The 15,113-nt window shown below is 72.2% G+C and carries 14 protein-coding genes and 1 pseudogene; 5 read left to right on the forward strand and 10 right to left on the reverse strand.

Annotation, left to right across the window (positions count from 1 at the left end):
* Window positions 1–218 precede the first annotated feature (218 nt).
* Together ACWCPW_RS40170 and ACWCPW_RS40175 are read right to left on the reverse strand one after the other, a co-directional pair.
* Window positions 219–615, reverse strand: a pseudogene (locus ACWCPW_RS40170) (IS701 family transposase); the annotation flags it as partial.
* Window positions 616–1,052: 437 nt separating this feature from the next.
* A complete protein-coding gene (locus tag ACWCPW_RS40175) occupies window positions 1,053–1,598 on the reverse strand; it encodes a CGNR zinc finger domain-containing protein (RefSeq protein WP_449766553.1) in 546 nt (181 codons plus the stop codon).
* Window positions 1,599–1,738: 140 nt separating this feature from the next.
* Between ACWCPW_RS40175 and ACWCPW_RS40180 the strand changes: the two genes are divergently transcribed.
* A complete protein-coding gene (locus ACWCPW_RS40180; RefSeq protein WP_449766554.1) occupies window positions 1,739–2,965 on the forward strand; it encodes an MFS transporter in 1,227 nt (408 codons plus the stop codon).
* A 20-nt stretch (window positions 2,966–2,985) separates the two neighbouring features.
* Window positions 2,986–3,900 carry an alpha/beta fold hydrolase gene (locus ACWCPW_RS40185; protein ID WP_449766555.1) on the forward strand — a complete coding sequence of 305 codons (915 nt, stop codon included), beginning with the start codon at window positions 2,986–2,988 and terminating at the stop codon, window positions 3,898–3,900.
* 815 nt (window positions 3,901–4,715) lie between these two features.
* Here ACWCPW_RS40185 and ACWCPW_RS40190 read toward each other — a convergent pair.
* Entirely contained in the window at window positions 4,716–4,850 is a 135-nt protein-coding gene (locus tag ACWCPW_RS40190) for a hypothetical protein (RefSeq protein ID WP_449766556.1), read from the reverse strand.
* 3 nt (window positions 4,851–4,853) lie between these two features.
* The gene (locus tag ACWCPW_RS40195; RefSeq protein ID WP_449766557.1) at window positions 4,854–5,537 is read right to left on the reverse strand and encodes a TetR/AcrR family transcriptional regulator; all 684 of its coding nucleotides are present in this window, start codon (window positions 5,535–5,537) and stop codon (window positions 4,854–4,856) included.
* 105 nt (window positions 5,538–5,642) lie between these two features.
* Here ACWCPW_RS40195 and ACWCPW_RS40200 point away from each other — a divergent pair, with 105 nt between their 5' ends.
* Complete coding sequence (locus ACWCPW_RS40200; RefSeq protein WP_449766558.1) at window positions 5,643–6,977, forward strand: alkyl sulfatase dimerization domain-containing protein; 1,335 nt, start codon at window positions 5,643–5,645, stop codon at window positions 6,975–6,977.
* On the forward strand, window positions 6,974–7,729 hold the full coding sequence (locus tag ACWCPW_RS40205; RefSeq protein WP_449766559.1) for an SDR family NAD(P)-dependent oxidoreductase: 756 nt from the start codon (window positions 6,974–6,976) through the stop codon (window positions 7,727–7,729). Before ACWCPW_RS40200 ends, ACWCPW_RS40205 begins: the two co-directional genes overlap by 4 nt.
* Window positions 7,730–8,054: 325 nt before the next feature.
* Here ACWCPW_RS40205 and ACWCPW_RS40210 read toward each other — a convergent pair whose 3' ends face one another.
* Together ACWCPW_RS40210 and ACWCPW_RS40215 are read right to left on the reverse strand one after the other, a co-directional pair.
* Window positions 8,055–8,978 (reverse strand): RICIN domain-containing protein, encoded by a 924-nt coding sequence (locus ACWCPW_RS40210; RefSeq protein ID WP_449766560.1) that lies wholly within the window; start codon window positions 8,976–8,978, stop codon window positions 8,055–8,057.
* Window positions 8,979–9,456: 478 nt separating this feature from the next.
* Complete coding sequence (locus ACWCPW_RS40215; RefSeq protein WP_449766561.1) at window positions 9,457–10,083, reverse strand: XRE family transcriptional regulator; 627 nt, start codon at window positions 10,081–10,083, stop codon at window positions 9,457–9,459.
* 366 nt (window positions 10,084–10,449) lie between these two features.
* Here ACWCPW_RS40215 and ACWCPW_RS40220 point away from each other — a divergent pair, with 366 nt between their 5' ends.
* On the forward strand, window positions 10,450–10,860 hold the full coding sequence (locus ACWCPW_RS40220; RefSeq protein ID WP_030721195.1) for a RidA family protein: 411 nt from the start codon (window positions 10,450–10,452) through the stop codon (window positions 10,858–10,860).
* Between the two features lie 298 nt (window positions 10,861–11,158).
* Here ACWCPW_RS40220 and ACWCPW_RS40225 read toward each other — a convergent pair whose 3' ends face one another.
* The 4 genes from ACWCPW_RS40225 to ACWCPW_RS40240 form a co-directional block, all read right to left on the reverse strand.
* Entirely contained in the window at window positions 11,159–11,659 is a 501-nt protein-coding gene (locus tag ACWCPW_RS40225) for an esterase/lipase family protein (RefSeq protein WP_449766562.1), read from the reverse strand.
* Between the two features lie 103 nt (window positions 11,660–11,762).
* Window positions 11,763–11,981 carry a helix-turn-helix domain-containing protein gene (locus ACWCPW_RS40230; RefSeq protein ID WP_449766563.1) on the reverse strand — a complete coding sequence of 73 codons (219 nt, stop codon included), beginning with the start codon at window positions 11,979–11,981 and terminating at the stop codon, window positions 11,763–11,765.
* Window positions 11,945–14,524 carry an AAA family ATPase gene (locus ACWCPW_RS40235; protein WP_449766564.1) on the reverse strand — a complete coding sequence of 860 codons (2,580 nt, stop codon included), beginning with the start codon at window positions 14,522–14,524 and terminating at the stop codon, window positions 11,945–11,947. The genes ACWCPW_RS40230 and ACWCPW_RS40235 overlap by 37 nt, the downstream gene beginning before the upstream one ends.
* Window positions 14,521–14,985, reverse strand: coding sequence for an alpha/beta fold hydrolase (locus ACWCPW_RS40240; RefSeq protein ID WP_449766565.1), 465 nt, complete (start codon window positions 14,983–14,985; stop codon window positions 14,521–14,523). Before ACWCPW_RS40240 ends, ACWCPW_RS40235 begins: the two co-directional genes overlap by 4 nt.
* Window positions 14,986–15,113 lie beyond the last annotated feature (128 nt).

The following is a 15,113-nucleotide window of genomic DNA, read 5'->3' on the forward strand; positions in this document are numbered from 1 at the left end:
TCCAGGCCATGATCGCGGCCGAGCACCCCTTCTTCGCCGAACTCGCCAAGGCCGAGTCCATCGACACACACGCCCTGCCCACCGGCCACTGGCCGATGTTCTCGCGACCCACGGAACTCGCGGCACTGCTCGACGAGATCGCCGGCTGACACCGTCGGCGGAGCCCGCCGGCGCATGGGGGTGGACCAAGCCCACCTGCAATCGACGGACCCGAAGTCCTGCCCGAACGCCTCGTCGGCCGCGGCCCACCCCACCGGCATCCCGGCGGCCAGGGTCCGCGCGAGCATGACGCGGGCGATCTCGGGTTCGGTCGCGAAGGTTCTCTCGGCGGGATCCGCGCCGCCTCGCACCGATCCCGGTCGCCCGTCCAGGATTTGGGCAGGTAGAGCTCACGGTCGATCAACGCCCGTCCCCGGCGGGAGGCGTACACGGCGAACACGCCTGTCCGGCAGTTGTCGATCTTTCCGGACGTGCCGGTGTATTGACGTCCGACGCCGGCGGACGTTACGCCATCTTGACGAAGCCCGTGTCGTCGACGATCCGGACTCCGTCCGGCTTCCCGAGACGTTCCGCGACGAACTCCTCCACGTCGTCGCGGAGTTCGACCGGTCCCCACGGCGTGGATGCCAACGTGGTGGCGCCCGGAGGCCTGGCCCGGGAAGCCGTACCGTCGCGCCGACGAACGGGGCGCCGTACGCACTACCGAACGCACGTCCGAGGCCTTGCCCGAGCGTTCCCCAGCCCCTGCTCGACCACCGGCCCGCGTTCGAACACGCCCACCTCGAATGCCCACGGGTCGCGGCCACCGACGACACCGGGGCGCTGGAGCACGCCCGGGCGGCGCGGACGAGCGCCATGTGAACCCTGCTCACCGCCCGTGAGGAAGCCGGCGCCGCCGGGGTCGAGGACCGCGACGCCCTCAAGAAGGCTGCCCTGGCCGTCCTGGCCTGGCTCCGCTCCTACCGGCCGACGTCACCTCCGGCCGACGTCACCTCCGGCCGCCGCATCCCGGCGCCGTCCGGGCCGTCTTCGGGTGCCCGGATCGGTCGCGGTCACCGGCTCCGGGCGTAGTGCGCTCGGGCCTTGGCCCGGTTGCCGCACTCGGCCATCGAGCACCACCGCCGCCGCCCGTTCTTCGACACGTCCGCGAACCAGAGCGTGCACTCCGGGTTCGCGCAGCGCCTGATCCGCTCCGGATCCGCGGTGCGGAGCAACTCCAGGTAGGCGCGCGCCACTTCCCAGGCCGGCCGCCATGCCGGGTCGACGACGTCCACCTGCTCGGTCGGGCCCTGCGCGCCGAGTCCGAGGCGGACCGTCCCGCGCGCGAGGACCGCGTCCAGGTCCTGGTACGCCCCTTCCTCCAGCGCGGCGCGGATCGCCTCCCGGGTGGCGACGAGTGCGTCGCGCACCGCGTCGAGGACCGTCTCGGACGTGGTGTCGGGCGTGGTGTCGGGGTGTCCGTCCAAGGCGTGTTCGGCCAGCCAGACCCGCAGCAGGGCCGGGTCGTCCAGGTGGTCGTGCAGGGCGCCGTGTAGCGGCAGGCGGGTGTTCACGAGGTCAAGCGCCAGGGGTTCGCCGGTCAGCGGCCTGATATCCATGCCGACCAATCTAACCGATGAATGGGTGTTGACAGGTTAGATTCTCGCAATCTAATGTCTAGGCATCGCGCTAGACGTTAGAAATGAGGGGGGTGGCCGCAGTGCCGCGCATCGGCAGTACCGGAGCAGGGCTGGCAGCCATGACCGTGTCGTTCGGCCTCAACTTCTCCGCCGGGGTGTTCTTCGCACCGGTCGCGGAGGACTACGGCATCGGCGCCGGGACACTCGCGGTCGCGGCGGCGGTGTCCACGGCGGTCACCGGCGCCGCCCAGCCGCTGGTCGGCGTCCTGCTCGACCGGCTCGGCGCGAAGCGGGTGATCGTCGCGGCGCTCCTGCTGCTGTCGGCGAGCTACCTGGCGCTCGGCGCGGCGCGCGGCGCCGGGCAGTTCGTGGCGGCGTACGTGGTTCTCGGCGGCCTCGGCTTCGCGGGTTCCTCCAGCCTCGCCGTCAGCACCCTGATCGCCCGGGCCGAAGGCGACCGTGCGGCACCGGCGTTGGCCCGCGCCGCGATCGGCATCAACCTCGGGCAACTGGTCGTCCCGTGGGCGGCGGCCGGGCTGTTCGGACCGTTGGGGACGCGCGGTACGTACGTGGCGATCGGAGCGGCGGGGCTCGCCGCCACCGCGGTGCTCGCGGCGGCGGTCCCGACGGACCGTCAGGCCGCAGCCGTGCCAGGTGCTTCCGGCGCTTCCGGGGCTTCCGGCGCTTCCCCCGCGACCGGGCAAGCGGGGCCGGGCCTACCGAAGCCGAAGCGGCAATCGCTGCGCGGCCGCGGGCGCATCCTCGCCGCGTTCGGGCTGCATGCCGCGACCTTGTACGCGATGGTCCTGCTGCTCCCCAAGCACGCCGTCGAACTGGGCTGGTCGGCCGCGGCCGGCGGCAGCCTGGTCGCGGTGGCCGCCGCCGCTGCCGCGGTGTCGTCCGCGGTGACCGCGCGCCTTGTCGGCCACACCGCGCCCGAACGCCTGCTGCCCGTCATGCACGTGCTGCGCGCCGCTTCCCTCGTGCTCGCGGCGGCGGCTCCCGACCCGCGGCTGCTCGTCGTCGCCGCCGTGCTGTTCGGTGCGGCGTCGTTCACGGTGATCCCGCTGACCATGGCGGTCGTCACCCGCGGCCTCGACCCGGCACGCCTGGGCCGCACGCTCGCCCCCGCCTGGATGGTCCACCAGGGCTCGGCCGGACTCGGCCTCGCCCTGGCCGCCGCCGGACATGCGGCCACCGGCGGCTACCGCGCCTATTTCGCGGCCGGCGTCGGGCTCAGCCTGCTCGCCGCCGTCCTGACCTCGACTGCCGAGAGCGCGGCGCGTACCGCCGCGCGCACCACCGCTTCAACCGCATCCCTCGCATCCTCCGCATCCACTTCGTGACCCGGAAAGGGACGATCCCCATGAACGCCGTGACCACCCCCGCAACCCCCGCCACCCCCACCGCCGCCGACCGCGCCATCCGCCACGCCACCGTGGAGATCGACGGACTGAACGTCTTCTACCGCGAGGCCGGCGACCCGGCGAACCCCACGCTGCTCCTGCTGCACGGCTTCCCGTCCAGTTCCGCGATGTACCGCGACCTGATCGGCGAACTCGCCGACGCGTACCACCTGGTGGCCCCCGACCACATCGGTTTCGGACAGTCGGACGCGCCGGCCGTGGACGCCTTCCCGTACAGCTTCGACAAGTTGACCGAGGTCACCCTCAAGCTCGTCGACCACCTCGGCCTGGACCGGTTCGCGCTGTACATCCAGGACTACGGCGCCCCCATCGGCCTGCGGATCGCCGCCGCGCACCCCGAGCGGATCACCGCGCTGGTCAGCCAGAGCGGCAACGCCTATCTGGAGGGCTTCACCCCGTTCTGGGACGTGCTCTTCGCGCACGCCAAGGACCGCGAGACGCACGAGCCCGCAGTGCGCGAGCTGCTGACCGCCGAGGCCACCAAGTGGCAGCACACGCACGGCATCCCGGCGGACCGCCTGGCCCGGGTGGCACCGGACGCCTGGGTCCTGGACCAGGCGTACCTGGACCGACCCGGCAACAAGGAGATCCAACTGCAGCTGTTCTGGGACTACCAGTTCAACCTGGACGGCTACCCGGCCTTCCAGGAGTACTTCCGCACCCACCGGCCGCCGACGCTGGTCGCGTGGGGCGCGGGCGACGAGATCTTCGGCCCGGACGGGGCCCGCGCGTTCGCCCGCGACCTGCCCGACGCGGAGATCCACCTCCTCGACGCCGGACACTTCGCGCTCGCCACCCACACCCCGGAGATCGCGGCCCTGATCCGCGACTTCCTCGGGCGCACCATCTCCTGACCGGCACGCACACGCACATACCCACGCACACGGCGCCGCGTCCGGCCACCCAGGCCGGACGCGGCGCCGCATCGCGCCAGGACGCGTCCGGGGGACCTTCGCACCACTCACGGCACCACTCACGGCACCCGGCACGTCACCTCGCGGCGTTACCGGACCCCGCGAATACGACCGAGAGCACGAACCTCGGCCCCGCACCCTGCGATACGACGCACCAGGCACGCGAGCGACACCAGAATCCCCCAGACACGCCCTGGCCGGCCAACGAGCGCGCCTCGACCCGACCGAACGCCGACGCACGGGACGGGTGCGGCCGTCGCAGAATCGACGGTGGACAGGCCCGGAGCACACGCCTGCCTCGAACTCGCCGACAGCACCGGCGCCGAGGTCACCGTCGTCCCGTTCGACCCGCCGGACCCCGCAACGGCATGCCGGTGGCCTGAACCGCGGTCGTCGACGACGGGCCACCCTGCCCGAGGGCACCGAGGACACCCTGTACCCGGACGAGGAGAGCCCCGGACGGGGAGAGCCCCGGACGACGGCCACCTGTTCGCCGTGATCACCTCCGCCGGCAACGTCTCACAACTCCGCGGCCACGAACCCTGACCAACCCGCGAGACGCGACACCGGGCACGGGCGCCTCCCGGGTGCGGTCGGGCGCCTCCTCCCCCGCCGGAAGGAGACGCCCACCCACCACACGCCATCCCTCCCCGGTCGGGAACAGGAGGAACGGCGCGCCACCATGCCTGCCCCACCCGCAACGACCCGCACGCGCCCAACCGGGTGAAACCCCGACACCATCGCCCGGGCCCGCGTCAGCCCGCAGCCGGCCGAGCCCCCTCGCCGAACAAGGGGCACAGGGCCCGCGGCGGGCCCAGGGGACGGTCGGCGACCAGGTCCACCAACGCGGCGCGGCGGGCGGGGTACGGCACGCCGGCCGTCGAGCGCATCGATCACAACTCCACGCGGGGCCCGGTCGGGGCGCCGAGCGCGCCGACGGCGTAGGCGATCAACGCGTCCGCAGTCTCGGCGGTGGTTTCCTCGGGGCTGTCGGCGAGGGCGGTCACGACGGTGAGGGCGACCCAGCCGAAGCGGACGCGCCGCAGCGGGACGGGCAGATCGGCCAGCGCGCGGCCGAGCTCGGCGTCGAAGGCGGCACGGTGCAGAGCGGCCTGCCGGGCGAGCAGGCCGCGCCAGGGCTCGGTGGCACGCGCCAGGGCGGCGAGGAATCTCAAGTACGTCGGACCCCAGCTCTCCTGGCTGCGGACCTCTTCGAGCGGGCGGACGAACGCCTCCACGACCGCGTGCAGCGGCGGCGTTCCGGCGGCGGAGTCCAGCGCCGCGAGGTGGCGGTCGCGCCGCGCCGCGAGCGCTGTCATGCGGTGTGCGAGCACCGCTTCGACCAGGGTCAACTTCGACCCGAAGTGGTAGTGCGCGGCGGCGACGTTGACGCCGGCCCGGGCGTTGATCGCGCGCATCGAGGCCGCCTCGACCCCGGCGGCGGCGATGGCGTGCTCCGCGGCCTCGATCAGCCGCTCCCGGGTGGCGGTCCTGTCGGGGGCCGCCTCGGACGGCTCGGAGGGCCCGGCCACTCCCGCCGTGGAGTCGGGTCGGTCCGCCCGCTTCTGCCTGGTCATCGATGTCGCTCCCGCTCTGACGTGCTTGCCGACGTCCGACGGACATGCTAGACCATCACCTGTTTCCATCAGGTGATGGAAACAGGTAATGGAAAGGAAGCGTCCATGCAATCCGATCCGACAACCGAGCCGCCGCCGCGCGGCGGCCACCGCACACCGACGTCCACCATGGGCAGGCTCTACGACGTGTGGTCCGAGCCGAAGGGCCGTGCCATCGAAGTGGCGCCGCGCACCTGGCAGGTCACCGCGGGCGTGGTCAACAGCGCGGTGGTCGAGACCGACGCCGGCTTGGTGGTGGTCGACACCGGTATGCGCCACGACGGGCCGGAGCTGTTGCGGCTGATCCGCACCGTCACCGACGCCCCGCTGCACACCGTCGTCTACAGCCACGCGCACATCGACCACGCGTTCGGCCACGGCCCGCTCCTCGCCGAGGCGGCCGAGCACGGGAACCCTCGCCCGCGCGTGGTGGCACACCGAGCGACGCTGGACCGGTTCCGTCGGTACGTGCGCACCGCCGAGTTCAACACCACGCTCAATGCCCGCCACTCCGGCGGGTCGCGCACCTGGTGGCCGCGCGAGGACTCCGACGTCATCTGGCCGGACACGCTGTACGACGACGCCCTGACCCTGCGCGTCGGCGGCGAGGACCTCCATCTGCACCACGCCCGCGGCGAGACCGACGACGCGACATGGGTATGGATCCCCGGCCGCCGAGTCGTGTGCGTCGGCGACCTGTGGAACGGCGTCTGCCCCAACGCCGGCAACCCGCAGAAGGTCCAACGCTACGCCGAGGAATGGGCCGACGCCTTCGACCGCATCGCCGCCCTCGACGCCGACGCCCTGATCCCCGGCCACTCGATGCCGCTGCTCGGGGCCGACACGATCCGGGAGCGCCTGGGACACGCCGCCGACCTCCTGCGCCACATCGTCGGGCACACCCTCGCCGGACTCAACGCGGGACTACGCCCGGACGCCATCCTGGACGGCCTGCGCATACCCGAGCACCTGGTCCGTCGACCGTACCTGCAACCCCTGCACGACCGGCCGGAGTTCATCGCGGCCAACGTGGTCCGGCAGTACGGCGGCTGGTGGAACGGCTACGCCGCCGACCTGCTGCCCGCCCCGCGCGAACACATCGCCGCCGCGATCGCGGAACTCGCGGGCGGAGCGGACATCCTGGCGGCCCGCGCTCGGCAACTCCTGGACAGCGATCTGCAACTGGCCTGCCACCTGGCCGAGTTGGCGGTACTCGCCGCGCCGGACAACACCGGCGCGCACCAGGCCGCCGCGGACGCGTTCACGGCCCGTTTCACCATCGAACCCTCCTTCATGGGCCGCGGCATCTACCGGTCCGCCGCCGACGCCTCCCGCCGAGCCCTCGGCGACCTCGGCGCGACGGCGCCCGACGGCGCAGCCGGCGAGGAGGACACCGCATGAACCCCGCCCACGACCTCACCGGACACGTCGCCCTGGTCACCGGCGCCGCGAGCGGCATCGGCCGCGCAACCGCGGTGCGTCTCGCCGACGCGGGCGCCACGGTGACATGCGCCGACCTCGACACCCGCGGAGCTGCGGAGACCGCCCACGCGATCTGCGCCGCACACGGCTCCGGTCGGGCCCGCTCCCACGCGATCGACGTCACTGCCGCCGATTCCGTCGACGCCCTCGTCGACGGCACGGCCGCGCGCCACGGCCGCCTGGACGTCATGGTCAACGTCGCCGGCATCTCGCACGCCCGCCGCGTCCTCGACACCGACGAAGCCGACCTGGACCGCGTACTCGCCGTCAACCTCAAGGGCGTCTTCTTCGGCTGCCGAGCCGCCGCCCGCGTCATGACCACCCAACGCGGCGGCAGCATCATCAACGTCGCCTCCAGCGCCATCGACACCCTGCGCCCCAACGTCGCCTGCTACGCCATGTCCAAAGCCGCCGTCGCCCAACTCACCAAAACCCTCGCCATCGAGGTCGGCCCCGAGGGCATCCGCGTCAACGCCGTCGCCCCCGGCGTCATCGACACACCCATGACCGCGGGCATCCCCCACGACCGCAACATCGAAGCCGCGGCGCTGCGCCGCATCGGGGAACCCGACGACGTGGCATGGGCCATCTGCTACCTGGCCTCCCCCGCCGCCGCTTTCATCACCGGCCAGGTACTGCGGATCAACGGCGGCACCACCATGCCGGGGTGACCACCCGCCCGAAGGCTTGGAGCGCGCCGCGCGAAGCCACCCCGTTCGATCGGGGCCCGTCGGAAGCCTCGCCGTCCCACCTCGGACGCCGACCCCGAACCACCCCCGACCCTCGCCCGGCCCCTGGCCCTGGACGACGCGGAAGAGAACCTCGACCCCGCCACCGGCCCGAACGGCGGCGGGGTCCGGCCGAGACGTGGGACAACGAAGAATCATGGTCGGCGGGCGGGATCTCCCCGCCCACCGACCATGCGAGGCGCCGAATGGGCGGCCAGGGCCTGTGCGAGCCCCCGCGCCGGGTGCGCGACGCCGGGCCCGGTGGGGGCTACATCCGCCACTCCTGGCTCGCCGCGCCGTTGCAGTCGAGGATGACCAGGCGTGTCCCGTTGCCGATGGTGGGTGCCGTCAGACAACGGTTGGCGGTGGTGTTGCGGATGCGGTGGATCGCGTAGCGGTGGATGTCCCAGGAGGTGACCTCGACGACCCAGCGCTGGCCGGCGCGGCGGGTGTCGCACGGCTGCTGGACGAGCGTGGCACCTGGTGCCGTCGAACCGCCTTCGAGGTCGAGGCACTTGCGGGAGTGGGTGGCCACCAACTGGGAGGCGTAGCCGTCGGGCAGGGTGTGGGCGTACCACTCCTGGTGGGGGCCGGCCACGAAGTCCCACAGCCAGACCGGCACCGCGGAGTCGGTGGACGCGAACCACACGTCCATGACCCTGCCGCTCAGCGGGTTGCTCACCGGGCGGGTCATCGACCACTCCTGGGCGCTCTTGGCGGCGCACGGCGCCTGGTGCACAGACGCGCCTTCCGGGAGCGTGCCGGCGGCTTCGAGGCACAGGTGGCTGTTGCCGTTGACGAGGCGGTACAGGGGCCGGCCCCAGCCGTCGTGGCGGACCACGAACGGCTCCCATGCCTGGCTGGAGCCGTTGTGACACGGGGTCTGCCGGACGCGCGCGCCTGGGGCGCGGCTGCCGCCCTCGACGTCCATGCACATGCGGCTGTGCGAGGCCATGATCTGCCACGTGTAGCGGTTCGAGGGGCGTGGGAGGAACTGCCAACGCTGGTTCTGCCCACCGTGGAAGGGCCAGAGCCGCACCCCGGCGCCGGATGCCATCGACGAGTTCTCCACTTCCGCGACCGCGCTGGAGCCTGGGCTCCCGAGATAGCCGGCGGTGGGCCAGAGCGGCTGGTCTGCCGCGGAGGCGGGGAGTGCGCCCGCCGTCGTCATCAGGGCGAGGAGCATGGCCATCACTGCCGCCCACAGGCAAGCGGAGCGCGGTGCGCGACGCCTCCGCCGTAGTTGTTCGTTCATCGGCCGTCCCTTCGGCGAGGGGCCGCCGAAAGCGGCCCGTTCGGAGGGGACGTGGACCGGCGAAGCAGGATCTCTCCATGTCCACCGGAAATTTTTTCCCGGGCTCTATCGCCGTCACCGAGTGAACCCGACCAAGCGCTGCCGGATACCGAGCTGCGGGTCGCCGAGTACCTCACCTGCGATGTGCGCGGCGAGCCTCCCGGCTCTGGGCAGGTCGCCCCATCGGACCCCCCTCACCGCCGAGATGAACCGGAACGGCGCGGGCACAGACCCACCGAGTAATCGAACGCCACCGCCCGCGGGCGCGGGGGGTCGCCGAGCGTTGCGGGCCCCGGCAACAACAGGCATCGAATGTGGGTTCCAGGGGTCGCTCGCCGCGGCACCGACTCCGCATCGTGACGCCGCCGCCTGTCGGCTACATCGTGTTGCCGTCGTCAAGGCCGGCGATGACGCTGACGTCCGCTTCGGACAGGCCCAGGGCCCTGGCAATCTCCCAGGTGAGAGACGGCTCCGGGTTGTGCCTTCCGTTGCGAAGCATGTGGATGGTGGACATCGATCGTGCGGTTTCCCTCGCCATCACCCCGACCGGAATCCCGCGCAGGTCCATCAGCCCGGTGAGCACCCTTGCGAACGGATGTGGCTCCAGCCGCCCGGCGGGGGCAGCGGCAGGACCGAGGACCACGTCGCCGATCTTGGCCTGGAATCGGACCAGTCGGTCACCCGCAAACCCGACCTTGGCGACAAAAGGCAGGCTCTCCCCACCGCCGGAACCGACCGTGCCCGGCACCGACACCTCGGTGAAGCTTGAAGGGTGACCGTGGTGATCACTCTCGATCTCCAGGGGAAGACCCGGCTCGACGTGGCCGACCTTCCAGTCGCGGTTCCACCAGGGAAGGTCCTGCAACACCTCGTTGAAGAAAGGGGGCAGAACGGTGAGATCCACCGGGTCCGGAGGGTTCTTGTGACCTCCCCGGATGACGTCGGGCCAGTACGTCAATGCCGCGATCACGTCCACCGTCAGCGTGCGGTTGGCAATCTCCATGGCCGCACTCTCCCACCGGTCGACCGAGCACTAGCCAGTACATGGTCGAGACCGACAGTCTGTGGGCTGCGGAGACGATCCGGAGGCGAGGTCGCGAACGGCCGGCCGGCCCACGATTTCGCCGCGGGCACGACATCAACCGCCGGGTCGGCGCGAGTTGCGACGCCGGGCAACGTGGGGCGAGCCCCTCGCGGCGATCCTCGACTCACTCGATTCCGGAGTCATTTGGTGATCACCCGGTCCACGAGTGTCGACCGGAAACGACGGCGTTGCCGAGGGGGTGGCGAGAAAAATGGAAGGCGGGTGCCAACGGGTTGTTGACAGGATGTCCGCGCTCAACTCCCGATGGGAAAGGACCCGACGACCGTGGCTCGTGCCATCACGCTGATCCGCTCCGCCTCCCTGTCCGACATCGCCGAGTATGCCTATGCGGCCACGGCTCCCGCCGACTCCCGCCTGATCTTCCTCGCAGGGGCGTGTCCCCTCAACGACGACGGCTCGACGGCAGCGATCGGGGACTACGCGGGTCAGGCGTTGAAGGCAGTCGAGAACATGCAGGCTGCTCTCACCGCCTCCGGCGCGTCGCTCCAGGACGTCATCAGTACCAGGGTTCTCGTCGCATCGGCCCGGCGGGAGGATTTGGTGGCTGCCTGGGAGGTAGTCCGGGACTCGTTCGCTGACCATGACGTCCCCAGTACCTTGATGGGCGTCACCGTGCTCGGCTACAAGGACCAGCTCGTCGAGATCGAGGCCGTAGCCGCCGTACTCGACTCTTGAGGCCCATTGCCACGCCGCGGCGACCGAGCCGGCTGGACCGGAAGTACGTGCTCAGCCGGATCGCACCGAGTCGCGGTTGGTGCGGACCGGGATCCGGCCGTGGCGATCGACCCGCGGCGTCGACAACCGTCCCGTCCCCAACGGCTTCTCGGGCGGGTATCGGCAGCGGCTGTTCCCACGCCGGAATCGCATACGCCCCACGATCACGGCGCGGTGGGCGGAGTGCGTCCACGTGACGGACCACGGTCGCGTTTCGCATGCGGGCAGGCGCTCAGGGCGTCCAGCCGGTACCGCGACGTCACTGTCGACACCGTCGTAATCGCCTGCGTGCCACCCGCATCGGACCCGGAAGGGTGTGCGCGGATGAGCGATGCGAGGCGTCACGGCGCGGCCCCGTCGTGAACTCCCCTTCGAGCCTTAGTTGTTGCGGCCGCCCGATGGGTGGCTGTGACGGAGCGGCGCCGGGCGGCGGGCCGGCGATCAACGTGTTCACCGACTCGCCCTTGTCGGGCGCGAACGCGGCGATGTAGACGAGCCGGGCGACCTTGTCGTGGTTGCCCGCCTCGGTCACCACGACGCCGCCGTACGAGTGGCCGACCAGGGTGACCGGGCCCGGCATCGCGTCGATGACCGTCCGGGTGGCGGTCACGTCGCCCTCGAGCGAGAGGGTGGGGTTTCGCACGACGGCGACGTTGTGGCCGTCGTCCTTGAGCGCCTCGTACACCCCCTGCCAGCCGGAGCCGTCCACGAAACCGCCGTGGACCGGCACGACGTCTCCGCGCGCTGCGTTGTCGCTCATCATTCCTCCCGGTGTCCTTCGGGCCGGCAACCGCGGCCCGTGTCGGAACACTGGGAACGAGCGCGTTCCCCAGGCTTCCGTCATGTGACGTAGATCCGGGAAATCACCCGTCCGGCAGACGTTCCAGGGCGTCTCGCAATGCCGCGCGGGAGGTCACGCCGAGCTTCGGGAACACTTGGTGCAGGTGGGTGGAGACGGTGCGGGGCGAGAGGAACAACTTCTCGCCGATCTGCTTGTTCGTCAGTCCTGCGGCCGCCAGGCTCGCGACTTCCCGCTGCTGCGGCGTCAGTGCGGCTGCGTCGGGACCGGCCGGGGCGCGCACCGGTTCGCCGCAGGCGCGCAGTTCGTGGTTGGCGCGCTCGACCCACGGGGCCGCGCCGAGGCGTTCGAACGCTCCGACCGCTCCCCGCAGTTGCGCGCGGGCCTGGACCGGGGAGCGGCCGCGCCGCAGCCGCTCGCCCCGGTACAGACGGATGCGTGCTCGAAGGGCCGGCGTTCGGCGTTCTCGACGGCGAGCGCTTGGCGGAACAAAGCCTCGGCGGCCTCGTCGTCCTCGGTGCCCAGCCCGGCGGCAGCCAGGAGCACCATGCGCAGCCGGGGCGAGGAGCTGTCCAGGCCGGCCTCCTCGGCCGCCCTGACATGGGCGCGGGCCTGGTCGCGTCTGCCGGTTCGGGCGGCGGCCTCCGCGAGGTCGAGGAGGGTCCACAGTGCGTGCGGGACGCACGGAGGCAGTTCGCCGGGCGGGGCGATCATCTTCGCGAGCTGGTAGGCGTCCTCGAAATCGCCGTGCCCGAGGGCATACAGGGCTTTGGCGTGCAGGATGTAGGACCGGACGCTTTCGGCGCGGCGGGGTACCGACCACAGTTCCATCCGGTCGGTCAGGTCCTGCAGCGCCGCGTGGTCGCCGCACGCCGCTGCGGTGCAGGCGAGCAGGAAGTGCCCCGGGCAGGCCAACATCGAGTAGTCGTACCGGTCGCACAGGTCCAGGGCCTCGCGGGCGATCCGGCGCAGCTCCGGCCACTGCCCGGTGTGCCAGGCGTGGTTGCCGAGGAGGAACAGCGCGTCGATGGCGGCGGTGATGTTCTCGCCGCGGCGTCCGGCGAGTGCGACGCGGCGCAGCGCCTCGGCACAGCCGTCCAGCCGGTCCAGGTAGGCGCCGGCGATGGCGACGCGGACGATGTGCAACGGGTCGGTGTGGTGGGCGAGTTCCGCGATCGCCGTGTCGAGCCGGGCCAGGTCCGCGGGGGACGTGCGGGCGGGGTCGGCGAATGTGCCGCGTGTGGTCGCCAGGAGTGCGGGGACGGCGGTGTACTTGGCGGCAGCGGCAGCGGCGTCGAAGCCGGCCCACAGCTCGGGGCGGCCGCCGAAGAAGCACATCAGCAGCAGGGTGTGCATCGCCTCGGCGAGAGTGGCGTCGGTCGGGTCGTACGGCTCGGGTTGCAGGTCGATGGCGCCGACGAGCAGGCGGTGCGCGGTGTCGATGTCGCCGGAGCCGTTGAGCAGGTACGCCGATGCCGCGATGGCGGCGGCGAGCGAGTCGTGGCCCGGGGCGGCGTGGCGGGCGTCGTCCAGCAGGCGCGGGACGTCGCGCAGGTCGCCGGTGAGGTTGGCGCCGAGGTAGGCCGCCTTGGCCGGCCGCCGTGCCCGCTGTGGCGCGGCCGGGCTGAGGCCGGCGGAACGCAGGAGCGCGGCAATGGCGTTGGGGCCGTCGCCGCGGCGGGCGCTGATGTTCGCGGCCTCCTCGAGCAGGTCGGCGACGTGTGCGTCGGGTTCCTCCGCGGCCTGCGCGAGGTGCCAGGCGCGCTGTTCGGGGACGCCGGTCCACGCGTCGGCGAGCGCGCGGTGCACGCCGCGCCTCTGGTGGCTGGTGGACAGGTCGACCACGACCGAGCGGATGAGCGAGTGCCCGAAGGCGAGGCGTCCGGTCGCGTCGTCGACGTGGACGAGGCGGGCGCGCTCGGCGGGCGCCAGGTGCTTGAGGTGGCAGCGTCCTGCGACCGCCCGGCGCACGACCAGCAGGTTTCCGGTGCCTTCCAGTGCCGCGACCAGGAGGAGGTGTCGGGTGGCTGCGGGGAGCGCGGTGATCCGGGACGCGAACGTCGCTTGAAGACGTTGGGTCAGCGGGATGCGCACGGGCAGGGGCTGGGCGGCGGCCCGCTGGGAGTCGGTGAGGGCGGCCGGGAGTTCCAGCAGGGCGAGCGGGTTGCCCTCGGCGTCGGCCATCAGCCGTCGGCGTACGCGTGGAGCCAGGGACGGGAAGCGCAGCCGGAGCAGTTCGTCGGACGCCGCCTCGCTGAGCGGGCGCAGTTCGTGCGCCGGAAGGCCGCTGTGGTCGAAGAAGGACTCGTGTCCCAGCCGAACCGACGCCACCATGGCCGCACGGGTGCCGGTGAGCCGGCGCGCGACCTGCCCGAGGACCACGGCGCTCGCCGGGTCCAGCCATTGCGCGTCGTCCAGGACCAGCAGGGTGGGCCGGTCCCGCGACAGTGGGACGACCAGGGACACCACGGCGTCGGCGACCGCATCGGGTCCGGGCGCGGCAACCCGTTCGAGGTCCGGGGCGGCGGCGGGCACGGGTACCACCGGCGCATGCGACCACGCTTCGGGGGACGCCGCGAGCAATTGGCGCAGCGCGCCGTAGCCCGTCCGGGCTCGGTACTGCACGCCCACCGTGTGCAGCACCCGCATTCCCGCTGCTTCGGCGTCGCGTGCGAGCGCCGCGAGCAGCGCCGTCTTGCCGATGCCCGGGTCCCCGAGCAGCACCAGGGCGCCACCGGAATGCGGGACGTGTGCCAGGAAGGCGCCCAGGCGCGCGCTGTCCGCCTCGCGTCCGACCAGTGCTGCCTCGCTTTCGCGCTCCGTCATCGCCCCTCCCCGACAGTCGCGAACGCGCGGACCTCCCCGGCGAACAGCCCGGGTTCCTCAAGATGCCCGAAGTGCCCGCTCCGCTCCAGTACCAGCAGCCGCGACGCCGGGATCAGGTTGTGGAGATCCTCGGCCCACCGTACCCCGCACACGACGTCGAACCGCCCGGCGATCACCAGCGTGGGCACGGTCAGGCCGGCCAGGGCGGCGTGGTCGTCGACGACGTCGGGGGCTCCGTGCTCGTCCGGCCCGGAGATGTACGTCGCGCGCAGCCCGTCCCGGAAGGGAGCCCACCGTTCGGCGTCGTCCCAGTAGCCGGCGATGTAGGCGGGCAACACGCCCTTGGCGGCCGCGAGCATGTCCGCGTCGGAGGCGATGGCCGGGACCCCGGCGAACGCGTCCAGCACCGGACCGAGTTCGGGTGGCACCAAGCAGTGCAAGGGAGCGGACCAGGCGGCCACGCACGGTCTTCCTCGGCATGAGCGTTCCCGTGCCCGTCCGTCCTCCGTTGTCGTGGGGAGTGTCAGGCAGTCGGGACACTACGACCGCTGCGGAGCACCCACCAGCACGAACCTTCCGGATGCACGCG

It is taken from the genome of Embleya sp. NPDC001921 (genome assembly GCF_053594475.1).

Coding starts and splice junctions, on each gene's coding strand:
- ACWCPW_RS40215 (WP_449766561.1), bottom strand. CDS start 10,083: ATGGAGATTGCCAACCGCACGCTGACGGTGGACGTGATCGCGGCATTG.
- ACWCPW_RS40175 (WP_449766553.1), bottom strand. CDS start 1,598: ATGGATATCAGGCCGCTGACCGGCGAACCCCTGGCGCTTGACCTCGTG.
- ACWCPW_RS40190 (WP_449766556.1), bottom strand. CDS start 4,850: ATGCGCTCGACGGCCGGCGTGCCGTACCCCGCCCGCCGCGCCGCGTTG.
- ACWCPW_RS40195 (WP_449766557.1), bottom strand. CDS start 5,537: ATGACCAGGCAGAAGCGGGCGGACCGACCCGACTCCACGGCGGGAGTG.
- ACWCPW_RS40185 (WP_449766555.1), top strand. CDS start 2,986: ATGAACGCCGTGACCACCCCCGCAACCCCCGCCACCCCCACCGCCGCC.
- ACWCPW_RS40210 (WP_449766560.1), bottom strand. CDS start 8,978: ATGGCCATGCTCCTCGCCCTGATGACGACGGCGGGCGCACTCCCCGCC.
- ACWCPW_RS40225 (WP_449766562.1), bottom strand. CDS start 11,659: ATGAGCGACAACGCAGCGCGCGGAGACGTCGTGCCGGTCCACGGCGGT.
- ACWCPW_RS40235 (WP_449766564.1), bottom strand. CDS start 14,524: ATGACGGAGCGCGAAAGCGAGGCAGCACTGGTCGGACGCGAGGCGGAC.
- ACWCPW_RS40180 (WP_449766554.1), top strand. CDS start 1,739: ATGACCGTGTCGTTCGGCCTCAACTTCTCCGCCGGGGTGTTCTTCGCA.
- ACWCPW_RS40205 (WP_449766559.1), top strand. CDS start 6,974: ATGAACCCCGCCCACGACCTCACCGGACACGTCGCCCTGGTCACCGGC.
- ACWCPW_RS40200 (WP_449766558.1), top strand. CDS start 5,643: ATGCAATCCGATCCGACAACCGAGCCGCCGCCGCGCGGCGGCCACCGC.